Raw genomic sequence first — 15,618 nt, 5'->3', positions numbered from 1 at the left:
GGTGCGCACATATTGCCCGAGCACGCGGCGCCTGTATGCGCCCGGCCGACGCGCGGCGCTCACGGCCGTCCTGCCGGCGTCGTTACCCGCGTTTGAGCTTGCATCCCACGGAGCGACCGATATGGCCCTGAGCGATCTGTTCTCGAACGGCAAGCAACCCAACCTGCTGCTGATCATCACCGACCAGGAACGTAGCCTGCTGCAATGGCCGGCGTCCTACCAACCGACCCTCGCCGCGGCCATGCCGGCGATGCGCCAGCTCGCCGCCAACGGCATCGATTTCCAGGCCGCGTTCACCGGCGCGTGCATGTGTTCGCCGAGCCGCGCGACGTTTCTGACCAGCCAGTACCCGGCGGTCACCGGCTGCACCCACACCGGCGGCGCGCCGCTGCCGCCGCCCTCGCAGTTTCCCAATCTCGCCAGCGTGCTCAAGGCCGCGGGCTACGGTTGCTACTGGATCGGCAAGTGGCATCTGCTCGGCAACAACGAACCGGGCACGCAGGACGATGAGCTCGCGCAGTGGGGCTTTTCGACCTGGGACCCGAACGACGCCGGCATCAGCTTGAACGCCACCTTCCTCGGCGGCGGCACCCTCGACACCGGCCCGGTCACGCCCGGCGCGCCCAACCAGAACGATCAGCGCTACCTCGCCGATGCGCTGAGCTTCCTCGCCGCGCCGCCGGCCGAGCCGTATTGCCTGGTGGTGTCGCTGGTCAATCCGCACGACGTGCATCTGGGCTATCTCAATCAGGCCGCGAGCTACTACGACCCGACCACGTATCGCGCCGCCGCCGCGCCGATCCCGCTCAACGCCAATGAGAACCTATCGAGCAAACCGCGCGCGCAATCGAGCTACACCTTCGCCCAGATGAGCGGCAACGACGGCGCCACCGAGCAGGACTTCGTCGATTTCTATGCGTATCTGGTCGGTTATGTGGATTCGCAGATCCAGCAGATCCTCGATGCGATGAGCGCCGAACAGATCGATCAGACCTTGATCGTGCGTTTCGCCGACCACGGCGAGCTGGGGCTGTCGCACGGCATGGTCGAGAAATTCGTCAACGTCTACGACGAAGCCATCCACGTGCCGCTGCTGTTCTCCAATCCCATCGCGTGGCCGCAGCCGCAAAGCACGCAGGCGCTGGCCAGTTCGGTCGACCTGTTGCCGACCTTGGCCAGCCTGCTCGGCGTGAGCTCGCAGTTCCCCGGCCTGGCCGGCACCGACCTGAGCCCGCTGCTCGAAGGCACCGGCACTTCGGTGCAGGACTATGTGCATTACACCTACGACGACATCGGCGGCAACGGCCCGAGCGTGATCCGCGCGATCCGTTCGGCGCAGTGGACGTATGCGGTGTATGCGCCGGCCGCGGGCGCGCAGAGCCAGGGCGGCGACTGGGAGCTGTACGACCTGTCCGCCGACCCGCAGCAGAACACCAATCTGGCCGGCAACCCGGCTTACGCCGATCAGCAGGCGGTGCTGGAAGCGGAGTTGGCGATACAGATGAAGGAGAAGGGCACGACGCCGGTGGGCTGGCCGCCGCAGTACATCGCGGGGACGAGTCGGGGTGGGCCGGCTGCTTGATATCTAGCTGCTGCGATGAGCTATGAGCTATGAGCTATGAGCAGCGGCATTTTGCTCCCTCTCCCGCTTCGCGGGAGAGGGCTGGGGTGAGGGCACGCGGGACTAGCCACTAACGGCGCAACGCGCCCTCATCCGCCCTTCGGGCACCTTCTCCCGCCAAGCGGGAGAAGGAAACCGCGCAACTCACCGCTCCAGAATCGCCACCACACCCATACCACCGGCCGTGCAGATCGAAATCAAACACCGCCCACCACCGCGCTGCTTCAACTCCTTCGCCGCGGTCGCGACGATGCGCGCGCCGGTCGCGGCGAACGGGTGACCGGCCGCCAGCGAGGAACCGTTCGGGTTGATCTTGGCCGGATCGATCCGCCCCAGCGGCGCGTCCAGGCCGAGGCGGGTCTTGCAGTAGTCCTCGCTCTCCCACGCGCGCAGCGTGCACAGCACCTGCGCGGCGAAGGCTTCGTGGATTTCGTAGATGTCGAAATCCTGCAAGGTCAGGCCGTTGCGCTTGAGCATCTCCGGCACCGCCACGGTCGGCGCCATCAGCAGGCCCTCGCCGTGGACGAAGTCGACCGCCGCGACTTGCGCGTCGCGCAGATAGCACAGCACTTCGTGGTTATGCGCCTGCGCCCATTCCTCCGAAGCCAGCAGGCAAGCCGACGCGCCGTCGGTCAGCGGGGTGGAATTGGCCGCCGTCAGCGTGCCGCGCCCGGAGGTCTTGTCGAACGCCGGCTTCAAGGTCGCGAGCTTTTCCAGGGTGCTGTCGGCGCGCAGGTTGTTGTCGCGCGACACGCCTCGGAAACTCACCACCAGATCGTCGAAGAACCCGCGCTCGTAGGCCGCGGCCAGCTTGAGGTGCGACGACAGCGCCCATTCGTCCTGCGAATCGCGCGAGATGTTCCACTGCTTGGCCATGTCCTCGCAGTGCTCGCCCATGCTCTTGCCGGTGCGCGGCTCGGCCACGCCGGGGAACTCGGGCTTGAGTTCGCGCAGGTGGAAGCCCTTAAACGCGGCGAGCTTGTCCTTGGTCGAACGCCCGCGCGCGGCTTCCAGCAGGCGCCGGCGCAGGCTCTTGCCGTACACGATCGGCACGTCGGAGGTCGTGTCCGAACCGCCGCCGATGCCGGCCTCGATCTGGCCGACCGCGATCTTGTTGGCGATGGTGATGATCGAGTCGAGCGAGGTGCCGCAGGCGCGCTGCAGGGTGATGCCCGGCGTCAGCGGCGACAGGCCCGACGACAGCGCGGCCTCGCGGCCGAGGTTCCAGTCGCTGCTGTGCTTGATCACCGCGCCCATCGCCACTTCGCCGAGCTGCTGGCCGTGCAGGCCGAACTTCTCGACCAACGCGCCCAGGGTGCGCACCGACATGCCCAGGTTGCCGACATCCGCATAGGCGGTGTTTTGGCGGCAGAACGGAATACGCACGCCACCGAGCACGGCGACGGGACGGTTTTGGCGCATCGGCACACCTCGCAAGGAGTTCTCACAGGGCCCGTCGCGGCGGACCGGGCATAATGGGCCCCAGTGTAGCGCCGCACACGCGCTCTACCAAACGCCAGCGTATCTTCGGTGACCATGAGCTCAGCCAGCCCCTCCGCCAGCGGCCCGTCCGCGCCCCTGCACGTCCTCGGCGCCCTCGCGCTCGAGCTCAAGGGCGACGCCGCGGTCAGCCGCAGCGCCTTGCCGCGCCACGACGCGGGCGCCCTGTCGGAGAAGATCGCCCGCGACCTGGCCGGCTTCGCCGCCGAGACCGCGGCGCTGGACCTGGTCACCGTCGGCGCCCACTACGACCCGGTCGAACTGCTGCGCCCGGGCTGGCCGCTGCACCGCGAACTCGACGAACTGTCGGCCAACGCCCCGCGCGAGCGCGGCGCCGGCGACGCCGGCCGGGTGATCGCGTTCGGCGCCCACGAACAGCAACTGCCCGGCGCGCTGGCGCCCTCGCCCGATTACGCCGGCGGCCCGCTGCGGCTGGTGCCGTTCGTGCTCAGCGGCGACCCGGACCGGGTCGCGCGGGTCGGCGAACTGCTCGAATCCAGCCTGCTCGAACGCGGCATGGCCGGCGCCGACACCGCCCTGGCCGCGCAGGAAGCGTTCGGCCTGCAGGTCGAACACGCGCGCTACCTGACCGTGCACGACCTCGCCGCGATGATGGCCATGCAGTACGACCATGCCGGCCTCGGCCCGCTGTGGCCGCTGCTGGAAACCGCGCTGCTGCAGCCCGACGGCGAGGAATGGCTGGACGCCCCGCCCGAGCCGCTGATCCATTACAGCGAAGGCGAAGCCCGCATCGCCCTGTTCTCGCCGAACGCCTGGCATCAGCGCTACGCGCCCGAAGCCCCGTGCGGCACCGAGGAATGCCGCGAGAAACTCAATCGTCGCTATCAGCACTTCGAAGCGCGGCTCAAGCAGATCGCCGCGGTGCTGGGCGCGCATGGGGTGCCGGTGACGTTCGTGCATTGCGATGGGGCGCCGGAGCCCGGTCAGTTGTAAGCACGACCGACGGCGCGGAAGCTCCCGACGATCCGGCCTAGGGTTCGCCCGCGACGGGTTCCGGCGGCTCGACCACATAGTCGTCGCCATACAGCGAGCAGTACTCGAGCCAGCGTTTCGCCGGTGGCGCGATCACCCCGTACTCATCGCCTGTGCGACGGCTGAAACGGCAACGCGTGGCCGGCGATTCGCCGTCCTTGTCGTCGCCGACGAAACCGGCATCGGCCAGGATGATGAAGTCCGGCCTTTCATCGAACACCGGGCGCGGCCGATGGCGCACGCGGTAGACGTGATACTCCCAGGCGCAGCAACTCGCGCGGCCGGATTCGACCAGATACTCGCCATCGAAACTCACATCGGCCCAGGCGCCGGCATGCATCAGGTACAACTGGCGCTGCTGCGGGTCGAAGCGATGGATCTCGCCTTCGCAGTTCGGCCCTGCGCCGCACTGGCCGCCCTGGCGCAGGTCGAACCACCCGTCGCGATCGAAATCGACCAGGCTCGCGGCCCAGGAGCCCGGCGTATCGGGCGACTGGTAATGCATCAGCTCGCGCGCCGCATCCTCCGGCCTGACGCGGTACCAGACCGTCGCCGACATCTGGTCGCCGCCCTCGCACGAACGCTTGCGCAGTTCCAGTTGCGAGCCGTCGCGATTGTGTTCGATCTGGGTATCGGTGCTGCACTTACCTACGATATCGCTCGCGCGATCGTCGCCGGATGCACAGGCGCGACCCGCGGACAGCACGCAGGCCAGCGCGAATCCGATGCGCGCCGTCGTGAGCATCGCGCCCGTCATGTGTGCTGTTCGTAGATGTGATATCCCGCATCGACCATGCCCATCGCCTCGTAGGTGCGTTGCGCATTGGCGTTGGCGCGCTCGACATACAGCCGCAGACCGACCACGCCCGGCGTCGCCCGCGCCAACGCCGCCACGTGGCCGTGCAAGGCGTTGTAGACGCCCTGCCTGCGGTGCTCCGGCGCGACGTACACGCTCTGGATCCACCACCAGTCGCCGTTGCGCCAGTCGCTCCATTCATGGGTGAACATCAAGGTGCCGGCCGGGACCGCGATGGTTTCGTTGCCGGCGACTTCGGCCTCGCGCATGGCGATGAAGTAGCGCGCCCGGGCCGCATCGGCCAGGCCGCCGGCGACGCCGGCGCGCACGGTGTCGGGGTCGAGCCGCTTGTGCTCGGTTTCCCAGGCCATCGCGATCATCCAGTCGGCGATCAGGTCGCGGTCGGCGGGAACGGCGTCGCGGATGCGCAAGTGGGTCATGGCGTGGGTCGCTGCATGGGATGCGCCCAGGATAAGGCGATGCGTGGCCGATGGGCGATGGCGACGCCCGCTCTGAATCGTTATCGGCGCGACGCCGTGACCACGTGCACGCACGCGGGACCTCGGTGCTGCGAGGCCTATTACGGTTAGGCCTTCAGGCCTTCCGCTTCCGGCTCAGATCGCCGCGCGGTGATCGGCGAAACCCTGGGCGCCGGTTGATCGAATCCTCGAATTCAAGCTCGAGCGGACCGAACGGTTTCGGACCTGAAGGCCCAGCATCGACAGATCCCGCGGCACCCGATCGATCCGATTCGCCAAACCCGCCATCGCCTCCCGCCGCGGCGGGAGGCGATCGGCCGCGCTCAGCGCAGATCAACCGTCACTGCACGATCTTGATCACGCCGCAGGCCACGCGCGCGCCGGCGTTGCCGGCGGGCTGGCTTTTGTAATCGTCCTGGACGGCATGCACGATCACCGCGCGACCGGCGACATCGTTGGCCGCGCCGCCGCCGAGAGTCACGCCGCTGGCATGCGCATCGACCTTGGCCACGCCTTCGGCATCGGAGTTGAGATTGTCCATGTCGCCGGCATGATGCGCGCCGTGACCGACCTGACCGTGCGGCTGGCCAGCCGGATTGAAATGGCCGCCGGCGCTGCTCGCGTCGGCCGCGCTGCAATCGCCCTTCTCGTGGATATGGATCGCATGCACGCTGTTGGGCGTCAGTCCGCCGATCTCGCCGGTCAGATGCACGCCGTCGCCCATCGGGCGCAAGGTCAACTTGCCGCTGACCAGGCTGCCGGAGGCCGAGGCGAGCACCACCATCGCCGATTGCGCGGTCGACACCGGCCTGGGCGGCGCGGGCGGCGGCGTGGGCTTGGTGGTTTGTCCACCGCAGGCGGCCAACGCGCCGACGAATGAGGCGATCGTGATCGTGCGAAGTACGTGGTTCATGCGGGACTCCTGTGCGTCGGCGCCATGACGCGGCGCCGGATGGGACGGTGGCCCGACGCTAGCCCCGCGCGGGTTCAGCGCAGGTGAAACGGCGGCGGAGAGAGGCTGGCGAATGGCTGGCGAATGGCTGGCGAATGGCTGGCGAATGGCTGGCGAATGGCTGGCGAATGGCTGGCGAATGGCTGGCGTCGCGATTATGGCGGCCTGGGCGACGGCGCGACATCGGATCGGCGATTTCGCCAAGTGCTGCATCGCCGGACGGGCGGTGCTGGGCGGATGGCGGGAATTGGCCTCGAAGCGATGCGTTCGTCGCGATGCGATGTGACGCGGTCGCGGCTCGCGCCGCTCCTACAAGGGCTCCCTGTAGGAGCGGCGCGAGCCGCGACCGCGAATCACACGCTCCGGCGCCACCGGATGAACTACCGAACGAATGAACTACCGAACACATCAACTAACTGCGCTTGCGCCCCGGCCCCAACTTGCGCGTCAAGGTATTGCGCCCCAGCCCCAAGCGCGTCGCCGCCTCGGTGCGCCGCCCACCGGTATGTTCCAGCGCCGCTTCCAGCAAGGCGCGGTCGAAGCGCTCGCGCGCATCGGCATGCAGGTTCGCGCGGCCGTCGGCGAGTTGCGCGCGCGCCCACGACGACAGCTGCGCTTCCCATTCGGCCGCGTCGCTCGGCTTGCGCACCGAAACCCCGAGCACCTCGTCCATGTCTTCGCGGGTGATCGTATCGCCCGGCGCCAGCGCGGCCAGGCGCCAGCACACGTTCTCCAGTTCGCGCACGTTGCCCGGCCAATCGTGCGCGCGCAGCCGCTCCAGCGCCGGCTTGGACAGGCGCTTGGCCGGCGCCGCGAACCGGATCGCGGCCGAGGCGAGAAAACGTTCGGCCAGTTGCGGCACATCCAAGCGGCGTTCGCGCAACGGCGGCAGGCGCAGGCGCACCACGTCCAGGCGATGCAGCAGATCGGCGCGGAACTGGCCCTGCGCGACGAGAGTTTCCAAATCCTGATGGGTCGCCGCGATCACCCGCACATCGACCCGGATCAATTCGCGTCCGCCGACGCGGAAGAACTCGCCTTCGGCCAGCACCCGCAACAAGCGGGTCTGCAACGGCAAGGGCATGTCGCCGATTTCATCGAGAAACAGGCTGCCGCCGTCGGCCTGTTCGAACCGCCCGACATGGCGCCGCTGGGCGCCGGTAAAGGCGCCGGCCTCATGCCCGAACAGTTCGCTTTCCAGCAATTCCGACGGAATCGCCGCGGTGTTCAAGGCCACGAACGGCCGCGCCGCGCGCGGCGATTCGCGATGCAGCGCGCGCGCGACCAGTTCCTTGCCGGTGCCGGTTTCGCCGGTGATCAGCACCGACAGCGGCGCCTGCGCCAGGCGTCCGATCGCGCGGAACAAGGTCAGCATCGCCGGGGTGTCGCCGATCAAGGTATCGGCGGCGGCCTGCGGCGTTTCGGCGACCTCGTCCTGCGCTTCGTTCGCCGCCAAGGTGCGCGCGGCCAGCGCCACCGCATCGTCCAGGTCGAAGGGCTTGGACAGGAACTCCTGCGCCCCGCCGCGAAACGCACCGGCCGTGCTCGCCACATCGGTGTAGGCGCTCATCACCACCACCGGCAACGACGGCGCGCGCGCCTTGAGCTTCTCAAGCAGCACCAGGCCGCCATCGCCGGGCATGCGCACGTCGGTGAACAACAGGTCCGGCGCGCCGCGCTGATCCAATGCATCCAGCGCATCGGCCGCGTTTTCGAACGCATCGACGTTGTAACCGGCCTCGCGCAACGCCGTCGCCAGCACGAAGCGCACCGAACGATCGTCGTCGACCACCCACACCCGCGCCGCGCTCATGTCGCGTCTCCTTCGCTTTCGATATGCATCGGCAACAGCAGGGTGAACACGGTGTGGCCCGGACGCGAGCGATACGCCAGCGAGCCGCGGTGCTCGCGCGAGACCTGCTGCGCCAGCGCCAGGCCGAGCCCGCTGCCTTCGGCGCGGCCGGACACCAGCGGCAGGAACAGCTGCTCTGCCAGTTCGTCGGGCACGCCGTGGCCGTCGTCGATGATCTCCAGACGCAACGCGATCGGATGCGAAGTGTCGGCGATGCGCACGCCGTGTTCGATGCGCGTGCGCAGATTGACGTGGGTCGCGCCGGCCTCGATCGCGTTGCGCACCAGGTTCCACACCGCCTGCATCAGGCGATCGGCGTCGCCGTCGAATTCGGGCAGGCTCGGGTCGTAATCGCGCACCAGCCGCACCGCCCAACCCGCGTCGGCCTCGGCCAGACGCAGCACGCGTTCGAGCACGGCATGAATGTTCAACGGCGCGTGCGGCCGCGGCGGCGCCGGCGTCAGCAGACGGTCGACCAGGCCGGTCAGGCGCTCGACCTCGCTGTCGATCAAGCCGATCAACTCGCGCGAATCGGCATCGTCGACCCGCCGCGCCAACAGCTGCGAGGCACCCTTGAGCCCGGCCAACGGATTGCGCAATTCGTGCGCGAGCCCCTTCAACGACGCAGACAACGCCGACGGCAGCAGCAAGGCCGGGTCGTCGCCGGGAAATTCGTCGACCGGGTGCGCTTCCAGCAACCAGCCGCCACCTTCGCGCCGGCTCAGCCACAGATCGGCGAAACGCTCCTCGCCGTCGGCGTAACGCAGCCGCATCCGCCGCATCCGCAGCGGCGCCTCGTCGCCGCCTTCGCGCGACAAGGCCAGCGCCAGACGACCGTCGCCCGCGTCCAGGCCGGCCAGCGGCCAACCCAGCAACCGCCGCGCGCCGATTCCGAACCAGCGCGAGAACGCGGTATTGCAGCCGCTCAAAGTCCCACCCGCATCGCTCCAGGCGAGCGGCGTGGTCAGGCTGTCGAGGCTCAGGTCGGGGGCGGGCTGGGGGTCGGCGGGCATTGCACCATCTTAGTGCAAAGCTTCGGGGGAGGATCGGCTACCGGTCGCGGGCTTGGCGCCGGTATTCGTCACATTTCAGGTCCACGGCGGCAGCCGTGACTGGATGGAAACCCGTTACCTGATGGTCCTGGGGACCTGCTGAGCCTGTGCGTGTCGATCGCGCGGAGTGGTTGGGTTAAATCGCGACAGAGGGATCAAGTGCATTCGCGCAGGACGATGGCGATCGGTTGTCGCCTCATGACGCCAGGCGGTGGAGCGAAGGCTCGAACGCAAGCGATTGCATCGTGATGTCCTCGCCACTCGCGCATCGCCTTGGCGAGTGACACATGAAGATCACTTTCAGTCCACATGTTCATTATCGACGGGCCGAGGGGATACGAGCTCGACTGTGTAACGCCGCTTTAACTTCGTCATCTGCTTGCGCGTTTTTCCAAATCCGACCTCGCCCGACAATCCACGAAACACGGTTAAATCCAGCAATAACCAAAGATATCGTCATCACCGATCGCGAAGTCCCGCGCTCGACGAACCTCATCGAAACTGCAGCCGCGCGACTGAATCGGCGACCGCTCGTGAGTTGTTGAACGCAACCCTTTACGCGGCATCGACGAGGGGCGCCGGATAACATCGGCCCAACATCCCACGCAGTACCATCGACGCGCGGCAAAGTCGTTTACTAAGGAGAGTAAGCATGAAGAAGTGGTATGTAATCGCCCTGATGGGTGTCGCTTTCGGCATGAGCCACAACGCGTTCGCGGAAGTGGTCAATCTGACCAACAGCGCGTCCGGCCCGACCCGCGACAGCGCCATCGCCTCGGTGAAGGAAAAATTGACCGCGGCCTGCACCGAACGCGGCGGCAAGCCCGACCCGGATTCGTTCAAGCTCGACGGCGAGCAGAAGAGTCCCAACCCCGACGTGCCCAAGCCGTTTCATATCGATGCGCGGATGAAATGCGATCTTCCGGAAGGTTGATCGCGGCGCTGGCCGATCCGACGGGTTGGCCGAAGCGTGATCCAGCAAGGGCCTCGCTTCGGCGAGGCCTTTTGCTTGTGGCGGGTAGATCGGCCAAAGCCAATCCGAAATGGCGATTGGCTTGCGCAGCCCCCGCCGATCCGACGAATTGAGCGCGTCGCCACGCGGTTCCGATTGACGCCCCGCCATGGTCCGTCGAGAATCCGGCCATTCCCCCTTGGGGACCGATCGCAACCAGGATGGTCGTCATGACGATGCGCAAGGCGCGACTGATCGTGATGTTGGTAGGGATACTGCTGCCGTATGCGGCGCGTCTGCCGCACGGCATCGGCTGGCTTGCGCAATACACGGACACGGGCATCGGCGCCTGGCTGTTCCTGGGCGCCTTCAACGCCATCGCCTGGGGCGCCATCATCGCCGTCAGCCTCCTCTACAAGCGTCCGTCGTCCCTATGGGCGCCCGCGCTGCTGGGCTTCGGTTTTCTCGCCTTCGCCCATTACTCGCTGGATCTGGCCGCAGACGCGCAGGCGGCGGTCGCCTTGGTGTTCATCCCGATCTATGCGCTGGTGCCGATCGCGATCGGCGCGATCGTCGGGTACTTCATGGATCGGGCGGCACGGGTGCCTAGTGCTGCTTAGCGGCTGAGGTGGCTGGGGCTACCAACGGCGCCGTCGGGTCGATTGAGATTCCGGCAACTATGCGGGCGTCGACTTCGCAAGCGTGACCAAGGCGCATTTGATCCAAAGAATCTCCGTGATGCTCTTACGCTGTTTGTCGGCGTTCCGTGTGCCGGCGCCGATCGGCTCGACCATGCGTTCCGGGAAACATCGCGCTGCCGATTCACGCGTTCACGACCTGCCAGTCTTTCGCGACGAACTGTTCAACATCGTCGAAATGATCGACCCGACCATCGACCCTTAACCTGACACTCGCAACACGAGCGACCGAGGCGTCGGGCGTTGGCCAAAGTCTTCCGGCTGTAGGCCAAGTAGGTAGAGCGCATCCTCGACGTCATACAACCGGAATAATTTCGCGCATCAGCCGCTGCCTGATTGATAGCGGCTGTCTACTCATTTGATCGCGTCAGAAATTTCCTCGGCGTCACCCTTGCGAAGCCATCAATACGTCCGCACCCGCTGCATACCGATCGTCCTTTCGCAGGTGATACAACAAACAATCCACCATCGCATTGCTCTGGTCGTCTTTTGCGATCACTTCGCTGTTCGGATCGTTACCCTCATCGCTCTTCAACATCAAAGGACGATACTGCCAATGCCTACGGTTCGATAGTGCAATCGCCTGTCGAAGCAGAACATCGGACATCTCCTCAGCCACGCCGACGGCGAACACCAACAAGTTGTCAAAATCCTCGTCGAGGCGGAGCGCCTGCGCGCTAACGTACAGTGCATCCCCTATCAGCAGATAGCGCTTGCGAACTTCATCCGACGGTAAGGATGCACTGTCAAGCACGGCCTCTTCGATCGTGCTCAGACCAATGATCTCGGACGGATCAATTGAATTCAGGCTGGCGCTCATATTTCCCCCAGATCACGGGCGACCACTCGGGCTTGATTGGTGAACGCCCGAAGATGCGTCTTCAAGGGCATATCCCTGATGAAAGTGGGAAGATTTCCACGTCCGCTATTGAGGATATTCATCATTTCAAGCTGATGATAAAGCGTGTTTTCAGATTGGTGGAAGCGCGAAGTACCGCCGCCGAACCTGCCTTCGGATTGTCCGGCCATCGCAAGATGCACTGGCGCAAGATCTTCCGGCATGAACCTACCGGAGTGGCTGCCGATGCAGCACGCGGCCGGCGGCGTCGAAGTACTCCAGGTGTTGGCTCAAACGGCCCAGGGCGTCGTGGACGTAGCGCTCCTTCAACGCGGCCGACACGCTGCCTCCCAGCGGTTGCGCAATGAATAGCGGGCTTAGCCTTGACGCGCGGAGCACAGCGCTAACCTGCGACGACACCAGCGCTCCTCGGGAGCCCCCCGCTGCGGCGCTTTGGCTTTGCAGCTGAAACCGCCGCGACCACAATTCGCGTTCAGCTTGAACCGCGCAGCGGTTAAGCCGACGCGCCCGCATACCTGCACACGCGAAGCGTGGGCACGTAGTGGGCATTCGGCTGTTGTAGGCGTGCACCGCACGCGTGCAGGCACGTGGCGATGAACTCGCCGAAGTGGTAGCAGTCGATCCACACGCAACTCGGTGAGGATGGACGAAGGAACGCGGCCATGGATGGTCGCGCGAAGCACGACGGACGTTCGGGTCGCGGTGCCCCCGGCGCGGTACGCGCCGCGAGCAAGGAGCGCCGTGGCCGTCGACGGCGGGCCAAGGATGGCCTGCAGCGGGATGTTCGGTGCACGGTGAAGCGGTGGTTGCTGTTGCCCCTCGCGTCCGATCGCAATGCCAGTTCGGCGCAGCGATACGGCTTCGGCTTGAACGGCGAAGCCGTTGAGCCGAGCCGCTAGTGTCAGCACGGTCACGGCTCAGATAACGCAACCTGAGCCCCAGCCTGACTCCGTTCTTGTTTTTCCGCAGGAGTTGTTCAGAGCTTCCCTAAAGCTGCCCAACGCTCCTGTACTCAGGTCGACACAAACACTTCCAACACCAGATCCAAGTACCGGGTCTTGCCATGTTCGTCCAAGGACTTGCCCTCATCCAACGCGACGATCATCTTGACTCTCGCACCGGGTCTGTAAAGCGCCAAGTCCGCCCGATCGTTCACGAAGCACTGGTGATATTCATACTGACCGCCGTCAACATCCATCTCGAAGCTGGGCTCGTACTCGGCTGAATCGGCATTCATCACTTCCATCACGACGCCCTCTTTCACAAACGAACGGATGACGCCGCTCCTGACATTACTCCACCACTCCTCTGTGCCTAGGAGTCCGTGCGTGCCTTTCAAACCGAACACCTTTTCCTCCGGATCCAAGGTTGCCTCTTGAATGGCGGTCAGGAATGCCGGATCGGCCCTCAGCTCCTCCTGAAAGGTAAAGACTCTCTTTAAACCTGTCATCGATCCCTTCCTTTACTTATCTCGCCCTTGGCTGACAACTGTATATCCGACGATGTTGGATCTGAAGATCTCGATTCCCGCGCCCTTGCCTAGCAATATGTTCGGCATACCTCCCTCGTTTTTGAACTGCACATATTTCTGCTGCCAGTTCACATGCAAACACTGTTCAAAAAATCCGCCTTCCACGACATTGCTTGCGCCTTTGCTCCATGGACCAATACGCACCTTGCTTCCGACGCCGCCTATGTCTGCAACCACATTGTCCAAAGCACGGAACTTACCGAAGCACCCCACCTTAGCCAAAGGCAACGGAATGCCGACAACACCGCCTATGGTCTCGCCTGCCGACAAGTAGTCACCACGACTCCATGCTCCATATGTTCCGTCCCAAGTATTGGACGGCACACCCAAGCAATTTCAACTGGTGAACTGGCAGAGATCGTATTTGCAAATTCATCGCTGATCGACACAACGATCAAGTAATCGAAAGTCTCTAAAGGCTAAACTCCTCTGACGGTTAGCCGTAAGTCACAGTTTGTGCAGGTGATTAGAAAGCCGCTACCACCATCATTAAAATCAAAATCTCCAGCGCACCATGGACATCTCTTTTCAGTACGACCATTCTCAATGGACTTAGAAAATGCTTGTTCCACATGGAGAGCTTCTTCTTCCGTGGGGCATCTTTTGTCAGTAGCCATAGAGCATCTCTCGCATAAATTAATTCATCCGAATAGGCGCACCAGCTTCTCTAGCGCGCATGGTTGCATCATTCAAAAGATAAATGCGCTCCATTTGGTTCAGTCCTGGTGCATTTCTCGCAGTCCAATAGCTCGCCCTGAGCTCATCATTCCAAGCACCTGGGGGAACAGATGTGCCTCTATGCGCTTTGTGCCCAAGTTCGTGCGTAGAAAAACAAGGGTCAAAACAGGGGTCAGAGTGGACTTTCTAAGGAAAGTCCACTCTGACCCCTGTTTTGAAGAACATGCTCCAGCTTTTGAGCACCATATAGCTCGCCAACGGCGTCTCCTCTATTCATCAGAACAGTGCCATTGACTCGTCTGGCACTGCCGGTGTTTGCAACGTTCAGCATAGATAGGCGCCATGAACGAGCTCGGCATCCCGCTCGAAGTTACCTAAATCTTGAACTGAAGTTGCGTCCTTTAACGTAGAAATATCGACAGCATTGAGAGAGTCACGCAACTCATCTCGAACATCGGACTCAAACGGATCACCCAACTTAAGATGCACGCCATTAGCATGCGCGACTTTGAACAACGCAATATGCGTAGCACACCTTATCCAAGGGGATGAAACGTTAAGCAGGCGCTCCATCTCATCGTATGTAAAGGCAAATGCCTGATATCGATTCATTCCACCTTTTTCAAGAGCGGAATTGAACACGGATTCTACCGCCAGCAAGAGCATCGGATAAGACCTTTTCCGGCCACCCGCAACATCACTACTAGTCATGACGTCAGTTTCCTGTAAATACGTTCAGTTGGATATTCTGACCCCTGTTTTCAAGCACAACTATGCCAATCCGATTGTCGAGCCAGTAAGGGAACATCGCCCCCTGGCTTCGTCGGCGCTGGATGCGCGCGACCCTACCGATCAACTTGACGCACTTGCTATCGCACCCTGTGTTCGGATCCGTATCAGAACTCAACAAACCGTTCAATTTATTCGAGTAAAACTAACGCGCTCGGTCCCTACCGATTACACGCAATGCTCATAACTCAACCGCAGTGATCTGCGGTAGCAGCGAAGGATCGAGCGCTCGTAAGAAGGTGGATCGACCTCAAGCCATATCAGGAAGTCCACTCTGCCTCTGTTCGCCCGCCTGTTCCGGCAAACTTGAGGCGCCTTGTTGCACCCATAGCACCAAGGGCTGAGCGCTTAACAACCCGCATGGGAAATCGGTGCTTTACAAGTTACGTGCTTGCCCTCGCCTCTCAGGTTGAACCTAACAGCCATCTCGCCGTGGCCGGCAAACATCATTCGCACAGTGTTCTTTCCGGCGGCTCAGGAGTATCCCTTGTCCAATTCCAACCTGTTTTATTAACAATGATATCCTCGAAATCACAGGAAACCGTGATAAACCGTTTTTCACTTCTGAGACTAGACACAAGCGTCGCCACCGCAGATTGAAAACCTAAAATGTACTCCGGGACTTCCTTCAAAGTACCAACCTCCACATAATACCGTGAACACTCGATAAAACTATAAGGAACCAACCTCCTAGCCATCTCTTTGAAATCTTCGTTTCGATAGACAATAATTTCGATGGAAAATTCATTAAAAATATCAAATTCCAGTTTTTTTAAAAGCCCTTGAAGCTCCAAAATTTCTTCATCCGTATCAACATATAGCTTACAGAAATATGGATCAGGCATAGCCCTTCCTAGAAACCGAAA

The 15,618-nt window shown here is 63.2% G+C and carries 18 protein-coding genes; 6 read left to right on the top strand and 12 right to left on the bottom strand.

Going from position 1 to position 15,618, the window contains the following annotated elements:
* The first annotated feature begins 121 nt into the window (after window positions 1-121).
* Complete coding sequence (locus IEQ11_RS01365; RefSeq protein WP_191823841.1) at window positions 122-1,582, top strand: sulfatase family protein; 1,461 nt, start codon at window positions 122-124, stop codon at window positions 1,580-1,582.
* 183 nt (window positions 1,583-1,765) lie between these two features.
* Here IEQ11_RS01365 and IEQ11_RS01360 read toward each other — a convergent pair whose 3' ends face one another.
* Window positions 1,766-3,058 carry an acetyl-CoA C-acetyltransferase gene (locus tag IEQ11_RS01360; protein ID WP_411920268.1) on the bottom strand — a complete coding sequence of 431 codons (1,293 nt, stop codon included), beginning with the start codon at window positions 3,056-3,058 and terminating at the stop codon, window positions 1,766-1,768.
* A 99-nt stretch (window positions 3,059-3,157) separates the two neighbouring features.
* Between IEQ11_RS01360 and IEQ11_RS01355 the strand changes: the two genes are divergently transcribed.
* Window positions 3,158-4,075: a hypothetical protein gene (locus tag IEQ11_RS01355; protein WP_191823842.1), complete on the top strand. Its 918-nt coding sequence runs from the start codon at window positions 3,158-3,160 to the stop codon at window positions 4,073-4,075.
* A 37-nt stretch (window positions 4,076-4,112) separates the two neighbouring features.
* Here IEQ11_RS01355 and IEQ11_RS01350 read toward each other — a convergent pair whose 3' ends face one another.
* The 3 genes from IEQ11_RS01350 to IEQ11_RS01340 all read right to left on the bottom strand — a co-directional run bounded on the left by IEQ11_RS01350 (window position 4,113) and on the right by IEQ11_RS01340 (window position 6,302).
* Entirely contained in the window at window positions 4,113-4,871 is a 759-nt protein-coding gene (locus IEQ11_RS01350) for a hypothetical protein (protein WP_191823843.1), read from the bottom strand.
* Window positions 4,868-5,350, bottom strand: coding sequence for a GNAT family N-acetyltransferase (locus tag IEQ11_RS01345; RefSeq protein WP_191823844.1), 483 nt, complete (start codon window positions 5,348-5,350; stop codon window positions 4,868-4,870). Before IEQ11_RS01345 ends, IEQ11_RS01350 begins: the two co-directional genes overlap by 4 nt.
* 379 nt (window positions 5,351-5,729) lie before the next feature.
* Window positions 5,730-6,302: a superoxide dismutase family protein gene (locus tag IEQ11_RS01340; RefSeq protein ID WP_191823845.1), complete on the bottom strand. Its 573-nt coding sequence runs from the start codon at window positions 6,300-6,302 to the stop codon at window positions 5,730-5,732.
* A 112-nt stretch (window positions 6,303-6,414) separates the two neighbouring features.
* On the opposite strand from IEQ11_RS01340, the gene IEQ11_RS01335 reads away from it, so the two are divergent.
* Window positions 6,415-6,627, top strand: a complete 213-nt coding sequence (locus IEQ11_RS01335; RefSeq protein WP_247024691.1) for a hypothetical protein — start codon at window positions 6,415-6,417, stop codon at window positions 6,625-6,627.
* 126 nt (window positions 6,628-6,753) lie between these two features.
* Here the strand turns inward: IEQ11_RS01335 and ntrC are convergent, their stop codons facing one another.
* A complete protein-coding gene (gene ntrC / locus IEQ11_RS01330; protein WP_057920421.1) occupies window positions 6,754-8,154 on the bottom strand; it encodes a nitrogen regulation protein NR(I) in 1,401 nt (466 codons plus the stop codon).
* Entirely contained in the window at window positions 8,151-9,206 is a 1,056-nt protein-coding gene (locus tag IEQ11_RS01325; protein ID WP_191823170.1) for a two-component system sensor histidine kinase NtrB, read from the bottom strand. Before IEQ11_RS01325 ends, ntrC begins: the two co-directional genes overlap by 4 nt.
* Before the next feature lie 691 nt (window positions 9,207-9,897).
* Between IEQ11_RS01325 and IEQ11_RS01320 the strand changes: the two genes are divergently transcribed.
* The 3 genes from IEQ11_RS01320 to IEQ11_RS01310 all read left to right on the top strand — a co-directional run bounded on the left by IEQ11_RS01320 (window position 9,898) and on the right by IEQ11_RS01310 (window position 11,100).
* Entirely contained in the window at window positions 9,898-10,179 is a 282-nt protein-coding gene (locus IEQ11_RS01320; RefSeq protein ID WP_191823169.1) for a hypothetical protein, read from the top strand.
* Between the two features lie 248 nt (window positions 10,180-10,427).
* Window positions 10,428-10,817, top strand: coding sequence for a hypothetical protein (locus tag IEQ11_RS01315; protein WP_191823168.1), 390 nt, complete (start codon window positions 10,428-10,430; stop codon window positions 10,815-10,817).
* A gap of 82 nt (window positions 10,818-10,899) precedes the next feature.
* The gene (locus tag IEQ11_RS01310; protein WP_191823167.1) at window positions 10,900-11,100 is read left to right on the top strand and encodes a hypothetical protein; all 201 of its coding nucleotides are present in this window, start codon (window positions 10,900-10,902) and stop codon (window positions 11,098-11,100) included.
* Between the two features lie 180 nt (window positions 11,101-11,280).
* Here the strand turns inward: IEQ11_RS01310 and IEQ11_RS01305 are convergent, their stop codons facing one another.
* The 6 genes from IEQ11_RS01305 to IEQ11_RS01280 form a co-directional block, all read right to left on the bottom strand.
* Window positions 11,281-11,715, bottom strand: a complete 435-nt coding sequence (locus IEQ11_RS01305) for a hypothetical protein (protein ID WP_191823166.1) — start codon at window positions 11,713-11,715, stop codon at window positions 11,281-11,283.
* Complete coding sequence (locus IEQ11_RS01300) at window positions 11,712-11,957, bottom strand: hypothetical protein (protein WP_191823165.1); 246 nt, start codon at window positions 11,955-11,957, stop codon at window positions 11,712-11,714. Before IEQ11_RS01300 ends, IEQ11_RS01305 begins: the two co-directional genes overlap by 4 nt.
* A gap of 809 nt (window positions 11,958-12,766) precedes the next feature.
* On the bottom strand, window positions 12,767-13,204 hold the full coding sequence (locus tag IEQ11_RS01295) for a hypothetical protein (RefSeq protein WP_191823164.1): 438 nt from the start codon (window positions 13,202-13,204) through the stop codon (window positions 12,767-12,769).
* 12 nt (window positions 13,205-13,216) lie between these two features.
* A complete protein-coding gene (locus IEQ11_RS01290; RefSeq protein WP_191823163.1) occupies window positions 13,217-13,555 on the bottom strand; it encodes a hypothetical protein in 339 nt (112 codons plus the stop codon).
* 732 nt (window positions 13,556-14,287) lie between these two features.
* Window positions 14,288-14,674 carry a hypothetical protein gene (locus tag IEQ11_RS01285; RefSeq protein ID WP_191823162.1) on the bottom strand — a complete coding sequence of 129 codons (387 nt, stop codon included), beginning with the start codon at window positions 14,672-14,674 and terminating at the stop codon, window positions 14,288-14,290.
* 524 nt (window positions 14,675-15,198) lie between these two features.
* Complete coding sequence (locus IEQ11_RS01280; protein ID WP_191823161.1) at window positions 15,199-15,597, bottom strand: hypothetical protein; 399 nt, start codon at window positions 15,595-15,597, stop codon at window positions 15,199-15,201.
* Between the last annotated feature and the right edge of the window lie 21 nt (window positions 15,598-15,618).

Source organism: Lysobacter capsici (genome assembly GCF_014779555.2).
Classification (GTDB): domain Bacteria; phylum Pseudomonadota; class Gammaproteobacteria; order Xanthomonadales; family Xanthomonadaceae; genus Lysobacter; species Lysobacter capsici.
This window is presented reverse-complemented; position numbering and strand designations above follow the sequence as displayed.

Bases quoted from the DNA above. Each gene is read 5' to 3' on its own strand.
- ntrC (WP_057920421.1), bottom strand. From the start codon at position 8,154: ATGAGCGCGGCGCGGGTGTGGGTGGTCGACGACGATCGTTCGGTGCGC.
- IEQ11_RS01320 (WP_191823169.1), top strand. From the start codon at position 9,898: ATGAAGAAGTGGTATGTAATCGCCCTGATGGGTGTCGCTTTCGGCATG.
- IEQ11_RS01350 (WP_191823843.1), bottom strand. From the start codon at position 4,871: ATGACGGGCGCGATGCTCACGACGGCGCGCATCGGATTCGCGCTGGCC.
- IEQ11_RS01325 (WP_191823170.1), bottom strand. From the start codon at position 9,206: ATGCCCGCCGACCCCCAGCCCGCCCCCGACCTGAGCCTCGACAGCCTG.
- IEQ11_RS01300 (WP_191823165.1), bottom strand. From the start codon at position 11,957: ATGCCGGAAGATCTTGCGCCAGTGCATCTTGCGATGGCCGGACAATCC.
- IEQ11_RS01305 (WP_191823166.1), bottom strand. From the start codon at position 11,715: ATGAGCGCCAGCCTGAATTCAATTGATCCGTCCGAGATCATTGGTCTG.
- IEQ11_RS01335 (WP_247024691.1), top strand. From the start codon at position 6,415: ATGGCTGGCGAATGGCTGGCGAATGGCTGGCGAATGGCTGGCGAATGG.
- IEQ11_RS01340 (WP_191823845.1), bottom strand. From the start codon at position 6,302: ATGAACCACGTACTTCGCACGATCACGATCGCCTCATTCGTCGGCGCG.
- IEQ11_RS01365 (WP_191823841.1), top strand. From the start codon at position 122: ATGGCCCTGAGCGATCTGTTCTCGAACGGCAAGCAACCCAACCTGCTG.
- IEQ11_RS01295 (WP_191823164.1), bottom strand. From the start codon at position 13,204: ATGACAGGTTTAAAGAGAGTCTTTACCTTTCAGGAGGAGCTGAGGGCC.
- IEQ11_RS01285 (WP_191823162.1), bottom strand. From the start codon at position 14,674: ATGACTAGTAGTGATGTTGCGGGTGGCCGGAAAAGGTCTTATCCGATG.
- IEQ11_RS01345 (WP_191823844.1), bottom strand. From the start codon at position 5,350: ATGACCCACTTGCGCATCCGCGACGCCGTTCCCGCCGACCGCGACCTG.
- IEQ11_RS01355 (WP_191823842.1), top strand. From the start codon at position 3,158: ATGAGCTCAGCCAGCCCCTCCGCCAGCGGCCCGTCCGCGCCCCTGCAC.
- IEQ11_RS01280 (WP_191823161.1), bottom strand. From the start codon at position 15,597: ATGCCTGATCCATATTTCTGTAAGCTATATGTTGATACGGATGAAGAA.
- IEQ11_RS01315 (WP_191823168.1), top strand. From the start codon at position 10,428: ATGACGATGCGCAAGGCGCGACTGATCGTGATGTTGGTAGGGATACTG.